The organism is Caballeronia sp. A2-2, from assembly GCF_057612605.2.
Genome location: NZ_CM172587.1, coordinates 488727 through 505010, shown reverse-complemented (window position 1 = coordinate 505010; position 16284 = coordinate 488727). Strand labels below are relative to the sequence as shown.

9 protein-coding genes are annotated in these 16284 nt (G+C 58.0%); 2 read left to right on the top strand and 7 right to left on the bottom strand.

The genetic code is table 11. The features are described from left to right. Nucleotides 1-220: 220 nt before the first annotated feature. Together ACZCWR_RS02445 and ACZCWR_RS02440 are read right to left on the bottom strand one after the other, a co-directional pair. Nucleotides 221-2143, bottom strand: a complete 1923-nt coding sequence (locus tag ACZCWR_RS02445) for a UvrD-helicase domain-containing protein (RefSeq protein ID WP_487302162.1) — start codon at nucleotides 2141-2143, stop codon at nucleotides 221-223. After that, nucleotides 2140-4557: an AAA family ATPase gene (locus ACZCWR_RS02440; RefSeq protein ID WP_487302161.1), complete on the bottom strand. Its 2418-nt coding sequence runs from the start codon at nucleotides 4555-4557 to the stop codon at nucleotides 2140-2142. Before ACZCWR_RS02440 ends, ACZCWR_RS02445 begins: the two co-directional genes overlap by 4 nt. A 967-nt stretch (nucleotides 4558-5524) precedes the next feature. Between ACZCWR_RS02440 and ACZCWR_RS02435 the strand changes: the two genes are divergently transcribed. Together ACZCWR_RS02435 and ACZCWR_RS02430 are read left to right on the top strand one after the other, a co-directional pair. Further along, nucleotides 5525-6583 carry a helix-turn-helix domain-containing protein gene (locus ACZCWR_RS02435; RefSeq protein WP_487302160.1) on the top strand — a complete coding sequence of 353 codons (1059 nt, stop codon included), beginning with the start codon at nucleotides 5525-5527 and terminating at the stop codon, nucleotides 6581-6583. Further along, nucleotides 6583-7071, top strand: coding sequence for a PIN domain-containing protein (locus ACZCWR_RS02430; protein ID WP_487302159.1), 489 nt, complete (start codon nucleotides 6583-6585; stop codon nucleotides 7069-7071). The genes ACZCWR_RS02435 and ACZCWR_RS02430 overlap by 1 nt, the downstream gene beginning before the upstream one ends. Nucleotides 7072-7241: 170 nt before the next feature. Here ACZCWR_RS02430 and ACZCWR_RS02425 read toward each other — a convergent pair whose 3' ends face one another. The 5 genes from ACZCWR_RS02425 to ACZCWR_RS02405 form a co-directional block, all read right to left on the bottom strand. Further along, nucleotides 7242-8024: a 2,3-dihydro-2,3-dihydroxybenzoate dehydrogenase gene (locus tag ACZCWR_RS02425; RefSeq protein ID WP_487303216.1), complete on the bottom strand. Its 783-nt coding sequence runs from the start codon at nucleotides 8022-8024 to the stop codon at nucleotides 7242-7244. A 47-nt stretch (nucleotides 8025-8071) separates the two neighbouring features. Beyond that, nucleotides 8072-12058 (bottom strand): amino acid adenylation domain-containing protein, encoded by a 3987-nt coding sequence (locus tag ACZCWR_RS02420; RefSeq protein ID WP_488876490.1) that lies wholly within the window; start codon nucleotides 12056-12058, stop codon nucleotides 8072-8074. Nucleotides 12059-12202: 144 nt separating this feature from the next. Next, complete coding sequence (locus tag ACZCWR_RS02415; protein ID WP_487302158.1) at nucleotides 12203-13078, bottom strand: isochorismatase; 876 nt, start codon at nucleotides 13076-13078, stop codon at nucleotides 12203-12205. A gap of 49 nt (nucleotides 13079-13127) precedes the next feature. Next, complete coding sequence (locus ACZCWR_RS02410) at nucleotides 13128-14750, bottom strand: (2,3-dihydroxybenzoyl)adenylate synthase (RefSeq protein WP_487302157.1); 1623 nt, start codon at nucleotides 14748-14750, stop codon at nucleotides 13128-13130. Then, on the bottom strand, nucleotides 14741-15919 hold the full coding sequence (locus tag ACZCWR_RS02405; protein WP_487302156.1) for an isochorismate synthase: 1179 nt from the start codon (nucleotides 15917-15919) through the stop codon (nucleotides 14741-14743). Before ACZCWR_RS02405 ends, ACZCWR_RS02410 begins: the two co-directional genes overlap by 10 nt. Nucleotides 15920-16284: the final 365 nt, after the last annotated feature.

Genomic DNA, 16284 nt, shown 5'->3' with positions numbered 1-16284 from the left:
TAGACATCGGATCTTCCTAAATGGCCGTCGTGGCAGCGAAGCGGTCTTTGACTCTGTACGGCCGATATAGGCCGTTGTGAGATCGTCTGCCGCCAAACGCAGAGGTTGCGGTGTCTCACGCCGTCAGACTTACCGCCCGGCAGCCGCCATTCGGTACCACAGGGAGCATGGCGCTCAAATCCTTTCTCAAACAGGTCACGTAATCGTCTGGCTATGACCATCAAGGTAGCGCCTCCTGCGTGAAGACTGCGCTCTGCGGCAGGATCCCACTCGCCACGACATTTTCTAGGGTGGTCGCTGGGTCGGCAACAAAGAACGCCAGCACTAGTCCTCGCTTGGCCCGGGTGCAACAGACGTACAGCAGTCGAAGCGTCCGGCTCCAGGTGTTTTCATCACCCTCCTGGGCCCGTGCCCGATCTGCCGCGCGGGCTTCAGCACTGGCAAACACCCGCTCATAGTTGTACGTTCGGTAGTCACTTTCCTCTTCATCCATCACTACGACGACGCGGTCGAATTGGGCGCCTTTCACCCCGTGTTGCGTGGCATAGGGAGATCCTTCTGAGACGTAGCTTTCGTAGAGCGGAAGCTCGTGCGCAGAGCACTTGAAGAACTTGGCCATCGCAGCGTCCGAGGATCGCCCATCGGCCGGAGCGGCATCAGCCGCCTCGGCCTCTTGCGCTGAGTCGGCAGTGTCTCCGAGAAAGCCTAGCGCACGCTTATAACGCTCGTCGAACTCGAATAGGCCCGTATCGCGGAGATGGATGGCTATGTCACCAACAGTGGTGCCGACCTCATCCAGCATGGAGACGAGTCTCAAAACGGCTGCGTGCAGCTCACGCAGTACTCCCGCAGCACTGCGGCCAGTGAGCGCGTCGGGCGCTAGGCGCGGACTGAACTCCCGGAGCAGGTTGATCGCTGCGAACTCGTTGCCGGCTTTCTTCGCTGCAATGATCGGCAGCGCGAAACTGAGGAAAGGTCGAACTGGCCACCCGGTGCCGTCCTGCATCCCCTGCTTCATGGCGTCCGACGTCTTATCGTTCAGCGCCGAGTAGATGCCACCGAAGCCGAGCCGATTTGCGGCCATGCGGTGCACGATGACGAGAATCTTGACCGCTAAGTCTGGGGTCGTCCAACCTTCGTCGCTGTTCGCTACCGCGCTCCATGCTCGGACCCTTGACAGAGTCTCAGTCCGATTCAGCGTGTTCGGCAGAATGAACATCCGGGCCGAGCCTTCCACGGGTTTAAGCTCACCATCGACCCTCTCGTGCAGGCCACGGACTTGCTCCATGCCGTCTCCCTGCGCGCGCACGGCGTTGGCGACGTTAAGGATCTGTCTGGCGCAGCGAAAGTTCTCCTGTTTGGTGATAGCCCGCCAATGATCTGCTCGCGGGATGTCCCCCCCGCCTCTCATGAATATCGACTGCATCGGGTCACCGAAAAACCCGAGGCAGAACTTGCCCAGCATCTGGGCTTCCACTTCCTTAAAAGACTGGATTACGCCCGGGAACGTGTCTTGACTTTCGTCAATGAACACGAACGGGTATTTCAGCGCCACGACCCTTCGGAATAGCGGGCGGTTTTGCAGCAGGTAGTCCCCGAGCTGAAGGATGTCTTCGTGGCCGAGAATGCCCTTGGCGTAGTCACTGCCAACGCCGTAGTTGAAAGTCTTGACACCGTCCAGAGCTTCAAAGTTTCGGGCATAGCGCTCCCGGTCGGACTTGTTCCTGTCACGGGTGGGCGGCCGAACACGCGGGCCGTAGTTCTTGAATTCTTCCTCCAGCTCGGAGATCCGCCTAAGGATGTCGTTCTTCAGCCAAACCTTGATGTCCGTCTGAAACGTCTTGGTAATTGCCCAGTAAAAGCTGTGGATAGTCGAGACATGAACCAGCGGGTCATCGTTGACGTCAGCCAGGATTTCATTTGCGGCGAGGTCTGTATAGGTGATGCAGGCAACCTTCTGCTTCTTCGCCCTCATTCTGGCGCCGTGCTCCGTCATCACCCAATCCAACGCCTTAATGAGGGAGGTGGTCTTACCGGATCCTGCGCCGGCGCGAATTACGAAGGACTGTGGAGGAGTTGCGGCAATGCACGCGTGGATCTCGCGGTCGGCGTCGGTGTCCGGGCTATCGACTCGCCTGCTCATACCATCTGCTCCGGTCCGGCGAGGACGTTGACGGCGCCGACCGCAGTCGGCTCAATCGATATGACCTCGGTGGCGATGGCCGCGTCCACCTCAAGTTCATGGGCCACCTTTGCTTCGAGCCAGGCAAGTCCCTCGGCGATGTATGCGGGGACCTTCCAACCATTTAGCGGCCCACTTGCGAGGACCTCTAACGCAAAGCGGGTCTTGTCGAAGTTCTTGCCGACCACCCTGTCATGTAACTTCTCGGCCAGTTCCTCGGGACTACTCGGTGCGCGTTTTAGCTTGAGGCCGACCGCTCTGTTGTTCTCCGCCTGGCACCAGTCGGCGTTCTCAAGGCCAAAGGCCTCCTCGAGCGTGCGGCCGCAGAGCTGCAAGGTCGCTGTACCCACCGTCACCGAAACCTTTGTCTGATAGGCCACTCGGACCGCTGCGCTGGAACCCTCGGCTAGCGACAACGTCTTTTGCTCCGCCGTGACTTCCCAGAGTTCGGCGACCGACCGCTTCTTCGGGATCCAACTGATGAGGGTCTGGTTGGACGTGACCGCGCCTTCCACGTGCGCGTGGCAGGTTCTGCCGCGCTTCTTGGACTTCTTCTTGCCGCTCGGTTCCGCCGCGTCGTTGTCTTCGAGTTCGAACGGCTTCAGATCGTCGTCATCATCGTCATCACCGTCAATGGCGCCACCGGCGCCGGCGCCGTTCGCAACGGCATTCTCAGCATCCGACTTGACCATCACACTGTCAATGTCCGTGATGACCAGTGTCGTGAGCCCGAGAAAGGCGACGAGTTCCTGGAAGCGATGCGCGAACGCGCCACCGACTTCAAGGATGGTCAAGGCGGAAGAACGCAGCCGCTTGGCAGCCGACTCGATCATGGCTGGCAAGAGCAGGCGCTCGACGTTGCCTTCCACCAAAATCACTGCATCGGAAAAAAAGAGGTCGCAGTGCGTCAGCTTCAGATACCGCTGCAGGAATTCGCGCGCTGGAGCGTCGGCAGCGTCCGTTTTGAAGAGGGACAGATTCCGTACGTCCGTGTGATGGTCCAGTTGGTCGCTAACGCGGCGGAAGTACCGTATGGGAGAAAACCCGCGCTCATACAGGATGTGCGGGGAATGCGTAGTGATGACGAATTGCGTATGGAAGAACGTCGCGTGTTCTTTCGCATCCTCAAGCAGGCGCAGAACGTTCCTGATGAACACCTGCTGAATCTGCGCGTGCAGGTGCGCCTCAGGCTCTTCAATGAATACCAGATGCAGCGGCGCCCGGTTGTCCTCCTCGGCCTTCCACTGCTCGTGCAGGTCGAGCAGTTCAACTACCATGTAAACCAGGTTCTTGAACCCCAGGCCGTTGTAGCTGTCGGGCAGTTGTGCGGTGGCCGCGCCCGGAATCATGTAGTGAACCTTGGCGTTTTGCCCCAAGACGGCGGTAGGATCTAAGTCCGCTCGAATCACGATCTCGGGGTTATTCACGCCTGGATAGCCGAGCTTGGCCAGGCGCTTGAGAGTGTCGCTGAAGACCTCCTCCAAGTGGAAATTCAGTTCCCTCTCCGAGGTATCGAGCGCCTTGAGGGCCGCGTGGTCGTCCCCACGCTTCTCTAGGTTGCGGTGATAGAAACGGCTCAGGCGCCGCGAAAGGCTCTCGGCGCGGTCAGAGCTGCCAGCGTCCGGGTCATCGAGGTGCCGCTGCGCGCGCAGAAAGTCCACCCTCACTAGTGATTTGAGGATGCCCGCGCCGCCCGGCTCCTTGCCTAAGGGTAGCGGCTCGTAGTCGGCCTCTGCCTGATAGCCGACGAAGGCCCGCTCATCGAGCACGTAGTAGCGGAAGATGTATTCCTTGCTCAGCTCCTTAGTGAGGTATTTTGTCAGGCTTTCCGGCCATGGTTTGTACTCACCGGCCTCGGCCACCAGCTCAACCGCACCTCTCGCGTCCGCCTCGGCGGGGGGCTCACCAGCTGCCTTGCGCCTGGCCGCCAGCGCAATCGCCGCGTTGCTGGCTTTCTCTTGCAGTTCATGGAACTTCCGTACAAGCTCGCAGGCATCGCGAGGCTCAAACGCCACACGGATCCCAACGCATTTGCCGTCCCACTCAGTGCTCGGCAGCAGCGACATCGCGGTAGCGAGATCGTCTTCACCGACAAGGAACCAGAGATCTAAGAGGATGGACGGCAACCTCTTATGCGCTTCCTCATCCCCTGGAGCCGATCTGCCGATCGCGTCGATCTCTGCCCACAGCGCTGCGCTGAAGTCGAAGAGCTCGAACCTTTTTGCATCGCCTCGAAGCATCGAGTACAGCCCTTGGACAGCGGACGTCTTCCCGCTGTTGTTAGCGCCGACGAAGATGGAAATCTCGTCATCGAGCTCGATGACAACGTCCCGCAGTCGGCGGTAGTTCTGCAACCGATATGCCTGTAGTTTCATGACCACCTCATCCTAAGTATTGCCGGGGTGGCTTGGCGTTGAGGACCCGGCCGGCAGCTTTCATTTGAGCGCTTGCACTAATTTCTACTTGCTCGATACAACAGCATCTTGCTAACCGATGCCGACATCTGACTTATGCAGCGCACGCTCATAGCAGGTGCGCGATTGGAATCGATCGAAGGTCTCGGCACACGAATCCATGTTAACGGCAGCAAACGCTGGTTCTTTACCAAAGCTTTTTCGAAGATGACGAGAGGCCTACGGCTCGATTTTCGATGCACAAGCACGACTGAGCGAGAAGACGGGATTTGGCCAAACATCAAAACAAGAAGTGAGTGGCGAAAAAGTGGCGAAGTGCACCCCGCAAACCCGCGTCGTGACGGAGTTCGCAGATTCCTGTGGGTCATCCGTGCAGAATCTCGCCGAAAAGACTTAGGACATGCCGCGTCGTCGCCAAAATGAGCGCGTACACCGTCATGGAGACGTTGGCCCATCGCCAACAGCGGCAGTTTTCCAATGCACCGTGCAAGGACTGTCGAGTTGTACGACGAGACGTTGGGACCCTAGGGGGAGGGGGTATCTGAGACCTGGCAACTTTTCGACCCGGACACAGAGCGTTCTCTCACGCGCAGAAAAAATCCCCCTTTAACAAAAAAATGTTAAAGCCTTTAACATGGCCCTAATTAACTAAACACCTTTGCTGGCGGGGCTTTGAGGCACTTCGGCACATGTTAAAGCGATGTTAAAGCACGTTAAAGATGTTAAAGCCCATGGACCAATCCTAGAAGGTCACCTCCAACTCAGATCTTTCATTTTGAAAGGAAATCGATTTATTCGAACGGGTCGATGCCCAGCCATCTCTCTCCATCGTTCACAGCTACGCCCCCTTTTGACGCAACCCCTACCCTACTTTTCTTGGTTGACAAAAATCCGTTAGATAACTAGTTTGTCAACCAAGGAGAGAACTATGATAAGCGACCGCATTCGCCGCGCGCGACTGCTGCGAGGCCTGAGCTTGGACGCACTGGCGCAACGGATGGGTGACATTTCCAAGCAGGCATTGAGCAAGTTTGAGAAAGATGATGCTCTGCCCACCTCTACGCGTTTGCTGCAGCTTGCGCGGGTTCTCGACGTGAAACCTGAATACTTTTTTCGTTCAGATGCTGTCGAACTCGGCCCTGTGGAATTTCGGAAGCTTTCTGGCATGCCAGTGCGTGACCAAGAATCTGTCATCGAACAAGCACGGGATCATCTGGAGCGTTACCTTGCACTAGAGCAGTGCTTTGAAGCTGCGGAAGTTTCCGTCAAGCCGTTTCCCTCCGAGTCGCTGCATGTCAAGAATGCAGACGATGCTGAGCGGGCAGCCGAAGAGTTGCGGAAAGAATGGCGTCTCGGTAGCGACGCAATCTCGAATCTGACTGAATTATTGGAGGAGCACGGCATCAAGGTCGCGATGCTGGATGGCATCGAGAAATTCGATGGCGCGTGCGTCGCCACACAAGACAAGAGGCACGTTTTAGTAGCGCTTAATCGCCAGCGTCCGGGCGAGCGACAGCGATTTACCGCCGCGCATGAATTGGGGCACTGGCTTATGGCCCTTCCGGATGAAATGCCCGAGAGGCAGAAAGAAGCATGCTGCCATCGCTTCGCAGCAGCGCTCCTCTATCCGCGAGAGCGCGTCAGGGCTGACTTCGGAAGTAGCGTGCGGCATCGCGTACTCATGCAAGAACTGATGCTTGCCAAGCGCGGCTATGGCGTTTCAATGCAAGTAGCAATGCGCCGTCTCAAAGATCTAGGCCTGATTACTGACGGTCTTTTCCGGTCTTTGAATATTCAGATGGCAAGGAGAGGCTGGAAGACGGCCGAGCCCGAAGCAATGAGTGCAGAGGAACCTTTGCGGTTCGCGTCGCTCGTGTATTGGGGGCTGGCGGAGGGCTTGTTCACGCAATCTCGGGCAGCTGAGTTTCTGCAGCAGCCGCTATCTGCGCTGGAGGCTGACGGGGCCGCCGTTGTGCTGGAGGCCTAATGCCGAAGGTGTACGTGTCAGATACAAACATCTGGATTGATTTCCACCATGCCGCGCTGCTTGACGAACTGTTCCAGTTGCCATTCTTGCTTTGCTGCACGGACTTCGTTGCGTTCGAGATGGACACTCCTGCGCTAGCTCCGCTCGTCGGGCGCGGACTTATCGTCGAAGAGATGAGCGCAGACGATGTTCGGCAGCTTTCCACGCTCACGAGGTTACACAAGAACCCATCGTTGGCTGATATGTCGTGTTACTTCCTCGCGAAAAAGAGTGGCATACCGTTGCTTACGGGCGATGGTCAACTGCGACGACTCGCCATAAATGAGCACGTCGAAGTCCGTGGCGCGCTCTGGCTTCTCGACCAACTGGTGGAGTCCGCTGTGATAGAGACGGCGCGGGCCGCCGGGGCTCTCCGAACCATGCTTGAGAGAAATGCGCGCCTGCCTGAAGCTGAGTGCAGGCTACGGTTCGAACGTTGGGAGCGCTAATGCGGCACTACGCCTCGCTTTGCGCCGCCTCGTCGAAAACAAGACGAGACTGACAGTCGCTTCAAAAGATCACGTATCGACTTCGGTCAGTCGCCTACCGACAGCCGGAAGGGAGCAACACGGCTTGGCGCGTGGCCCTTGACCCGGAATAAGCAGCGAATCGGTGCAAGTCAAGCACCGAGTGTCGCCCCACCGTCAACAGACAGCGTATGTAGCGTGATGTGGCGCGACGCGTTCGATAAGAGGAAAAGTACAGCTTCAGCGACATCATCTGGTGCCGCGATGCGGCCAAGAGGGATGCCGAGACGATATTTCTCGAGCGTTCCTACAATTACGTCCGTTCCGTTTTCCGAGTCATGCCACAGCTGACGCTGCATTGGGGTATCTGTCGAGCCAGGCGCGACGATATTACAGCGAATGCCGTGCGCGGCCAGTTCTAGCCCGAGGCAACGGGTGTATTGGTGAGCCGCCGCTTTCGATGCCGCATATGCTGCCATTTGCGTGCGCGGCATCAACGCCGCGTTCGAACCGACAGTAACGATGGCCCCCGACCGACGTACGGCCATGCGTGACGCGACCGCACGCGACAGGTTAAACACACCATGAGTATTCACTGAAAAGCATTTCATCCACTCGTCGTCCGTTATCGATGTCGCGCTGGCCAGCGTAAAGACCCCGGCAACATTCGCAAGCATCCCGATCGGACCGAAAACCGCTTCCACTCGCTCAACAACGGATTCGACTGCACTTGCATCTGCGATGTTGACCACGAAACCTCGTATGCGCCCGGGCAACGCCACGCTTTGCCTTATTGTGCGGTTGAGCATGTCACCGTTTATATCCAGCGCTGCCACATCGACGCCACGCATTGCGAGCGCGTACATGACCGCAGCCCCGATTCCGCTAGCGGCGCCAGTCACAACTGCGACTCCAGTCGGAAATTTTTGGCTCATATTACAGACGTTCGCTTCGCATTCCATGATTGAAAGTCGTATGCGGCTCAGGTGCTGAACCTGTTACTCAAAACGGCTCCGATTGCGGCCATCGGTTCCATGTCCGACATCCCGTCATGCGAACAGTCGACATCGCAGCAGACGATAGATTCGGTCGACCTGTGTGCATACCAGCTCTTAGGCGATGGCATCCCAGATTTTTTTTGCGTCGCGTTAAAGAGCAGCAGTTGGCCGTCATATTGGGGCGTTGGCGCCTCGCGAAATAGGCGCATCTGCCGCAATGTTGCATCGACGAATTCATCCAAGCCTGCGTCGCCAAGCACCGCGAAGGGGCTGGTCGCGCACAGCAGGCGCTGTCGCTTCACTGTGTCGGAAACGTCGGTCGTATCGAAGTCGCCATTGACCTGTAGCAGTGTTTGCAGCGCGTCGCTGCGCACGGGTAGCCGCTGGCCAGCCCATGCCGATGACGGATAGCTGTCCACCAGCGCTAGGGTAGCTACCTTTTCGCCTTCGCGAGCCAGCGCAGCTGCGATACCGTAGGCGAGCGCTCCTCCAAGCGACCATCCGAGTAGGTGATACGGTCCAACAGGTTGCAGCGCCCGCACGCGGTGCACATAGGTCGCAATAAGCGCTTCGAAGTCGGCCGCATTTCGCGTGTCTTCCATCGAAATTTGCAGCCCGTCAACCGTTACATTGGGCAGACAGGCGGCGAGACGCAAATAGCTCCAAGCAAGGCCCTCGGCCGCATGAACACAGATGAGCCGTAGCGCGTCATCTTTACCCTTTTGGAGGGTCAGATGTTGTGCGAATGCATCCAGCTGGGCGGGTGGAAGGCATGGTGACGGGGTGCACACCGCGGCAGCTAAAGCGGCGACCGTAGGATGGCTGAATAGCATCGATACCGGGACGTCCCGGCCGAGTGTCTTTGCTAGTCGCACGCTTACCTGCATTGCCGACAGCGACTTGCCGCCGACGTCAAAGAAGTTGGAATGCGGCGTTAATGCGACATTGCCAAGCACGCTCCGCCAAGCGGCCATAACCTCGAGTTCGAACCTACCGCTGACCTCACTGCTAGTGATGCCGGCGCGTCGTACGTGAATTTTTCGCAAAGCGTTGCGATCGATCTTCCCGTTCGCATTGCGTGGTAGCCGCTTGAGCGCGTGCCAGTGAGTAGGAACTGCAGCAGAATGCAGCTGTTGAGCGAGTTGGCCGCGTAACGGCCCTGTATCTTTCAATCCCGTGACAAACGCAACAAGTACAACCGCCCCTGCGCTACTCTGCGTCGCAATCACTGCCGCCTCGCACACGTCCGGCACGTGTAAAAGCGCATTTTCTATCTCGCACAGATCAATCCGAACACCGCTTATCTTGATCTGATCATCAATTCTGCCTTCGAAATAAAGCTGGCCCTCTCGCAGTGTCGCAAGATCACCAGTACGGTACGCGCGCTGGCCACAATGCGGCAAACTCACGAAGCGCTCTGGCGCTCGGGTCGAATCACCGACATACGCGAGCGCTAGTCCGTCGCCGCTCAACACTAATTCACCTGCTCGCCCAGCGGCGACCGGATACATACGCTCGTCGACAACACACGCGTCTATTCCCGCGCGCGGCGTGCCAATAGGCACCGGCTCGCCGTTATACCAGACGCTACGCGGACCACCGATGCATGCAGAGGTCGCGATGATAGTGGCCTCGGTTGGCCCGTAAGTATTCAACAAAGTAAGACGTGGCAGGTATAACGCCCAACGTCGCACCCGTTCTGGTGAAGCGGACTCGCCGCCGATGATAGTCAGGCGCACGCATTCGAGTCGACGCGCGAGTTGTTCATCAAGCGCATACGCGAGCTGGTGCCAGTATGCCGTCGGCAGGTCAAGCACACTTATGCCGCGCCTTTCGACTTCCGCAGTGAACGCATCGACCGAGTCCAGCATTGCATCATCCCGCAATACGAGGGTGGCTCCCCGGCAGAGCGTGATAAAAATCTCTTCGAAGCTGGCATCGAAATGCAGCGGAGCAAATTGCAGCACGCGATCATCCACATCGACGCCATAAAGCTCGCAAGTGCTCGCCACAAACTGGTTAAGCGCGCCGCGGCTAATCAGCACCCCGTTCGGCCGGCCGGTAGACCCCGACGTGTGCATCAAATATGCGGGCAAAGAGTTTCCGATAGGTTCAAGCTGCTTCATAGAGTGATGCACACCCGGCAAGTGCGCCTCACTTAGATCTAGCACTGGATACGTTCCCGCGTATGGCCAGTGCTTGCTACTTACAATGACGAGCGTTGGAGCCACGTCCGCGAGCATCGTCGCAATGCGTTGTGAAGGCCCTTCAGGATCAAGTGGCACTATGACAGCGCCAACCTTTAAAACAGCAAGCATCGCAGCAATTACTTCCGGCGACCTTGGCGCCAAGATCGCGACGCGAGTCTCTCGAGTCACGCCACGTCGAGCTAGTTCGTCCGCCACGGTAAATGTCCCCGCGAGCAACGTGCCGTAATCGACCCGACGCTCACCATATTCGATTGCAGTGCTCGCCGGCTGATCGTGACCAACGCGTTCGATCAGCTCGATTACGTCGATGTATGGCCTCGTCAGGGATGAACCTCGCAAAACCGACGTCGGAGGTAGGCGTTCCAGCAGATGGGCGATTGGTTCGCTCGCCGCGCAGGCGCCGAACTTGTCGAGGAGATCCACAAGGTTCCGCATGTATGCTCTGAGCGTTGGTGCGTCGTAAGATTTTGGATTGGCTTCAAGAGTTAGATGCCAGGCGCATCCGCTTACGGCTAAGGCCACGTTCAGGTCCTTCACGGGGCCGCTGCGGACCGGGCGCACGCCGCTCGTGAGCCCGTCGAACGCAACTTGGCGGTCGAACGGCATTATGTTGACGGACTGATTAAAAATCGGCCCTTTACGCTCCGATGACTCGAGATCGTCACGGATCCAACCGTACCGATAGTACAGATGCGGTCGAATCGCGTTTATCTGTTCCGAGCATGCTCGCGCGAGATCGCGCGGCGAATAATTTGATTCAATATGCAATTGAAACGGAACGATATTCATCGCCATGCAGGGCACGCCGAGTGCGGGCGTTCCGAGCCGATTCATCACAAGCAGCCCGATCGTGAAGTCTCGTTGTTTTCCCTGCCGTGCCAACCAAACCCCGATAGCACATAACAACCATGCGTTCCAATCGACCCCCGCGCGGCCAGCGGCCTCGCGAAAAGTGGCGAGCCGGATGTCGTCGACAACAATAGTCTCCTGCAACGCTTCGTCGGCAACGTCATGTTCTGGCGTGAGCAGAAGCGGCGCCGGGATGTGACGCGTATATGTGCGCCAGAACGCCCGGTCGACGTCAAAGTTGCCGCTGTGACGATAATGCGTCTCGGCTTCGACGACGCGATCCATTTGCCAGTCCGGCAAATCGGGCAATCGTGCATTTCTGACGAGGGCGTTGTAGCGTGCCGCCACGGTTTGCTGAAGCAAACCGTAGCCGAAGCCGTCAAGAGCGATGTGATGAACTTGGAGATACCACCAGTGCTTCGTGGGCGAGAGTCTCAGCAACGCGGTGCGATAAAGTGAGTCAGACGTGAGTCCGGAGGACTTCGACATCGACGACTTCATCCAGCAACGAGCTACATACTCGGGTTCATCTTCCGCCGATACATCTATTAGCGCCAGCTGTGTACTCGGCTCCTTGCGGCATTGCCAAAGTGCACCGTCCGCCCAAGCGAAATGCATATGCAACGAGTCAGCATGATCGAGCACCGCTTCGACGCAAACCGTCAGCGCTGCCATGTCAAGCGCGCCTTCAAGCTCAATAACTTCGGCTGTCAGATAGCCGAGGTCACTTCGATCAGACTGCTGCGCTAGCCAGATCCCATATTGAGCGGAAGTCGCACGTATCGGTCGGTTTTTAAGTTGCATAGTTGAGGACTTCGCAAACACAGTTCCTGCGGGATCGCTGCCGCCATCCGCCTCCTCTTGCCCAACCACAACTCGCAATTGCGCGAAATCAGTTGCAAATGCCCCCATTCCTTCTGGCGAACGACGTCCGACTAACCTGTCACCTGAGCCGCAGGAATTTAATTTCGTTAGGCTTGCGGATCAAATAAGGTCGGCCAGCCAGAGCAACGGTTACCGCGCGAGCGAGGTTTATGAGAAGGAGCTAACGCGTCGTCAAGTGGACGCCTTTTTGGCACGTTGCAACAGGCCAGTCCAAGCTTCGAGCGTTGGTGTTTCAGCGAGCTGCACAAACGTAATCGGATAGCCTTCGGACCGCCAGTGTTCGACATAAGCCATGATGCGGATCGAATCGACGCCGCAAGCGATCAGGTTGGCGTCCGCAGGCAACTCAACGGCCGGAACACTCAAGCTCTCGGCAACTAACTTTGTGACTTCCCCAAGTGCCGGGGCCTTTAACTCGACGCGGGCCGCGCCGACCAGTGAATCAATCGACACAACGCGGCCGCAGCGCCCCGAGACATATTCCAGCGCCATCCGATGCTCACGTTCAGAGAAATCTGCGGTTGCGTCGCCGACTAAGAACGGCTTGATGTCACGCATGAATGCGTCGCAAGCAGTCATCAAACATCCGACATGCGCATAGACTCCACAGATCACGAGCTGGTCGCGATGTTGTTCGCGCAATCGTGCTTCCAGGTCTGATCGTTGGAAGGCGCTATAGCGCCACTTGTCGAGCACCGTGTCTCCAGGGACTGGCGCAATTGTCGCAGCGATAGCTGCGCGCGCGGGTTGCGCAGTCAACCCCGGTCCCCATATGTCGGTCAACAACGCGCGATCCGCGGGCGCGGCGTTTGCCGGCTGTGCCGTGTAATAGATAGGCATACCGGTTCCACGTGCAAGCGCGATCAAGCGTCCAACACCAGCTAACAATTGCGGCACCGGTGAAGCGTGCCGATCATAGAAATCGAGGAAATAGTCCTGAAGGTCGTGAACAAGCAGCGCCGCACGTTTCGGATCAAACGGCCACCTAAGGCCGTTCGTCGGCATGTCGGTAGGCATAGGATAAGAAGCGATCTTGGGAATAGCCATATGGGACTCGATCAATCGTGAAAAGCTTGCAATGCCACCTAGCCGAACGTCAGACGCCAAACTTTGTCAGGCGATCGGCGATTCGCTGTCGAAGCGCCTGCTTGTCTAGTTTTCCAACTGGCGTCTTCGGGAAAGCATCGACAAACTCGATACGGTCTGGAATCTTGTAGGTAGCTACTCCCTGCTCGAGTACGAACCGCTTAAGTTCGGCCGCACTTAACGATGCAGTGCCGCGGATCACATATGCACAACTACGCTCTCCTAGATAGGGATCCGGCATTGACACGAGCGCCGCATCGGCAACGCCAGGATGCATCACTAGCACGTGCTCAATCTCCACCGCAGATATCTTCTCGCCGCCGCGATTGATTTGGTCCTTTGCGCGCCCTTCCACAACGAGATGACCGCCCTCGGCCACACGCACACGGTCGCCGGTACGATAGTACCCATCAAGCGTAAAGGCGCGAGCATTGTGGCCTTCCGCATCGTAGTAACCGCGGATCGTATACGGTCCGCGTGTCAATAGGTTACCCACCTCGCCCCGAGCAACGGCACGGTCATTGTCGTCCACAACAACGATCTCATCGTCCGGCGAGATCGGTCGCCCTTGCGTGGAAACCACGATGCCTTGCGGATCATCAATCCGGGTGTAGCAGACCAACCCCTCTGCCATCCCGAACACCTGCTGAAGTTGCGCGCCGAAGCCCTCTACGGCGCGCGCCGCCAACGACGAATCGAGTCGCGCCCCTCCAACCTGAATAAGCTCAAGAGACGCTGGCGCACCGCCACGCCGATCGACGGCAGTCAACCAGGGAATTAGTAACGACGGTACGAGCGCGACCACGGTCACGCGTTCACGCTCGATCAACCTCAAAGCTGTACCAGGGTCAGCACTGTCACTCAGAACAACCGTGCCTCCCGCATGAAATACCCCCAGCGACCCGGGCGAACTGAGGGCATAGTTGTGACCAGCCGGCAACGCTGCGAGGTAGACGCTGTGCTCACTAAGACCGCAGATGCGAGAACTTTCTCGCACGCTATACAAGTAATCGTCGTGCGTGCGCGGAATCAACTTCGGCATCCCAGTGCTGCCGCCTGACAACAGTATCAACGCCAATTCGTGTGACTTCGGCCTCGTCGGCGATGCACTTTCCGCAGTATCGAAGCCTTGGAGCCTAGCGTTGTCCTGTGATGTAAACAACGCGTGCCTCAGGGTAGGCACATCCCTCCGCACGTCGCCAGCAAGTGCGCGGTAGTCGAAGTTGGCATGGCGTTGTGCTGCGATGTACGCCACCGCGCCGCTGTGACGACAAAACGAAGTGATCTCGCGGCGGCGGTGCGCCGGCAGCGCGTATATCGGCACTGCTCCAATGCTGAATAATGCGAACGTGGTCGCGAAAAACGCAAGGCAGTTTGGCAACTGCAGCACCACGCGGTCGCCTGGAGCGATGCCCAAAGCACTCAGCGCCCCGGCGGTCCGTTGCGCCTCAACCGCAAGATCTTGGTAGGACCACCGAAGACCGCCATGCACGAGTGCTGTTCGCTCGCCGAATTGTGCGACCAGAGCATCAAACCACTCGGCGATGGATTCGCCCCGCCAATAGCCTTTTGCCCGATAGAGAGCAGCCAAATCAGCCGGCCATGGAGTAAAGAGCCCGCTCATCACGTCCATCTCCGCTCGTCGCCCGCGGACCACATGCTTCTGATTCCAAGCGCATCCAGCATCGTCATGAACTTTGCTGCGGTTTCAGCACACTCGCCGCCTGGCGTCGATTTTGCGACTATTCCGGCTCCAGCGAAAAGGCGTAGGGTTCGATCGACGACTTCTGCGCAACGGATCGTGACAATCCATTCACCGTCGCCGCGCCCGTCCAGCCAGCCAAGCATCCCCGAGTAGAATCCGCGGTCGAACGGTTCCGCGGCGTGAATGCAATCGCGCGCCGCCTCACGCGGCGTACCGCATACCGCTGGCGTCGGATGCAACGCAAGCGCAAGCGTAAGCGCGTCCGCATCCGTTACGCCAGAGACAACGGTCGATAGGTGCCACATCGTATCGGTACCAATCAGCGAGGGCCTTGCCGGAACGTCCAAATCCCTGCAAAGAGGCGCAAGGCTATCTCGCACTGCGTCGACGACGACGCGGTGCTCCTCGAGATCCTTTACCGAGTTCAACAATATCTCTGCGCTCCGCCGATCCTCAATCGGATTGCTGCTGCGTGGCGCAGACCCTGCCAGCGGATTCGCTCGTACAACACTGCCGAATCGGCTCACGAGCAATTCCGGGCTTGCTCCAAGCAATGTTCGCCCGTCGCCGATACCGGCTGAAAATGTATAGCCACGAGGGTTGCAAGCTGCAAGACTCGCGACTAGCGGAGCAACCTCCACCAGGTCCTCGCAGTCCACTTCAAGTGTGCGAGCGAGCACAACCTTCTCCAGCTCGCCCGTATGGATACGAGCAATCGCGTGCGCCACAGCAGTAGCGAATGCATGCGCCGACGGGACCTCGCGAATTGCCGCGCGTTTTCCGGACGGCGCGCGCGCCGGCGCGTGCGGGAGGCCGAGCGGCGCGGCACGTATCATCCGTTTCGTAACGCGCAGCGCGGCCGGTGCATTGGTGTCAAACGGCACCGCACCCACAACTGTTGCGCCGGCGCCTCCTTCGGCGTGCGCCTGATGCAGCACGGTTGCTAAACGTTCGACTAACGAAGTTTTCCCATCGGGGATGGCGTCTGATCGACCAATGGCGAGGAGCGTGTGCGCTGGCGTCGCAAGGAACAGTGGGGAATCCGCCCGGTACAGATCCCATCTAAATGGGGTATGAGGGCACGCTATCTGGTTCATTGCATCAACTCCTGACTAAATAGTGCGTCTTATTACTTCTGAGCTCGTTATGGTGTTCGCCCGTCGCTCTAAGGCATCCCGGTCCACGCACCGTTGCTTCTTGCGGATCTCTGATTTCGACATGTCGCCTAAGGCACCGTCTAACTCTTTCAGCAACAGCTTCCGTGATAAATTTCTTCGTCGCGTCACCACTTTGCCGCGATCCCACAAGTTGCGTCGAGCAAAGTATCTCAAGCCACGTGCCTTCAACTACACGAGGGTTAGAATGGAACGGTAGCAGCGGCGGTCCTCCGCGCTCGGTCTTTACAGGAATAGAAGTTCATTCGAAGATCCCAAATTCCTGCACCTCATCCTCGTCATCGCGA

Excerpts from the sequence above, each read along its gene's own strand:
- ACZCWR_RS02445 (WP_487302162.1), bottom strand. The coding sequence starts at position 2,143 with ATGAGCAGGCGAGTCGATAGCCCGGACACCGACGCCGACCGCGAGATC.
- ACZCWR_RS02440 (WP_487302161.1), bottom strand. The coding sequence starts at position 4,557 with ATGAAACTACAGGCATATCGGTTGCAGAACTACCGCCGACTGCGGGAC.
- ACZCWR_RS02435 (WP_487302160.1), top strand. The coding sequence starts at position 5,525 with ATGATAAGCGACCGCATTCGCCGCGCGCGACTGCTGCGAGGCCTGAGC.
- ACZCWR_RS02430 (WP_487302159.1), top strand. The coding sequence starts at position 6,583 with ATGCCGAAGGTGTACGTGTCAGATACAAACATCTGGATTGATTTCCAC.
- ACZCWR_RS02425 (WP_487303216.1), bottom strand. The coding sequence starts at position 8,024 with ATGAGCCAAAAATTTCCGACTGGAGTCGCAGTTGTGACTGGCGCCGCT.
- ACZCWR_RS02420 (WP_488876490.1), bottom strand. The coding sequence starts at position 12,058 with ATGGGGGCATTTGCAACTGATTTCGCGCAATTGCGAGTTGTGGTTGGG.
- ACZCWR_RS02415 (WP_487302158.1), bottom strand. The coding sequence starts at position 13,078 with ATGGCTATTCCCAAGATCGCTTCTTATCCTATGCCTACCGACATGCCG.
- ACZCWR_RS02410 (WP_487302157.1), bottom strand. The coding sequence starts at position 14,750 with ATGGACGTGATGAGCGGGCTCTTTACTCCATGGCCGGCTGATTTGGCT.
- ACZCWR_RS02405 (WP_487302156.1), bottom strand. The coding sequence starts at position 15,919 with ATGAACCAGATAGCGTGCCCTCATACCCCATTTAGATGGGATCTGTAC.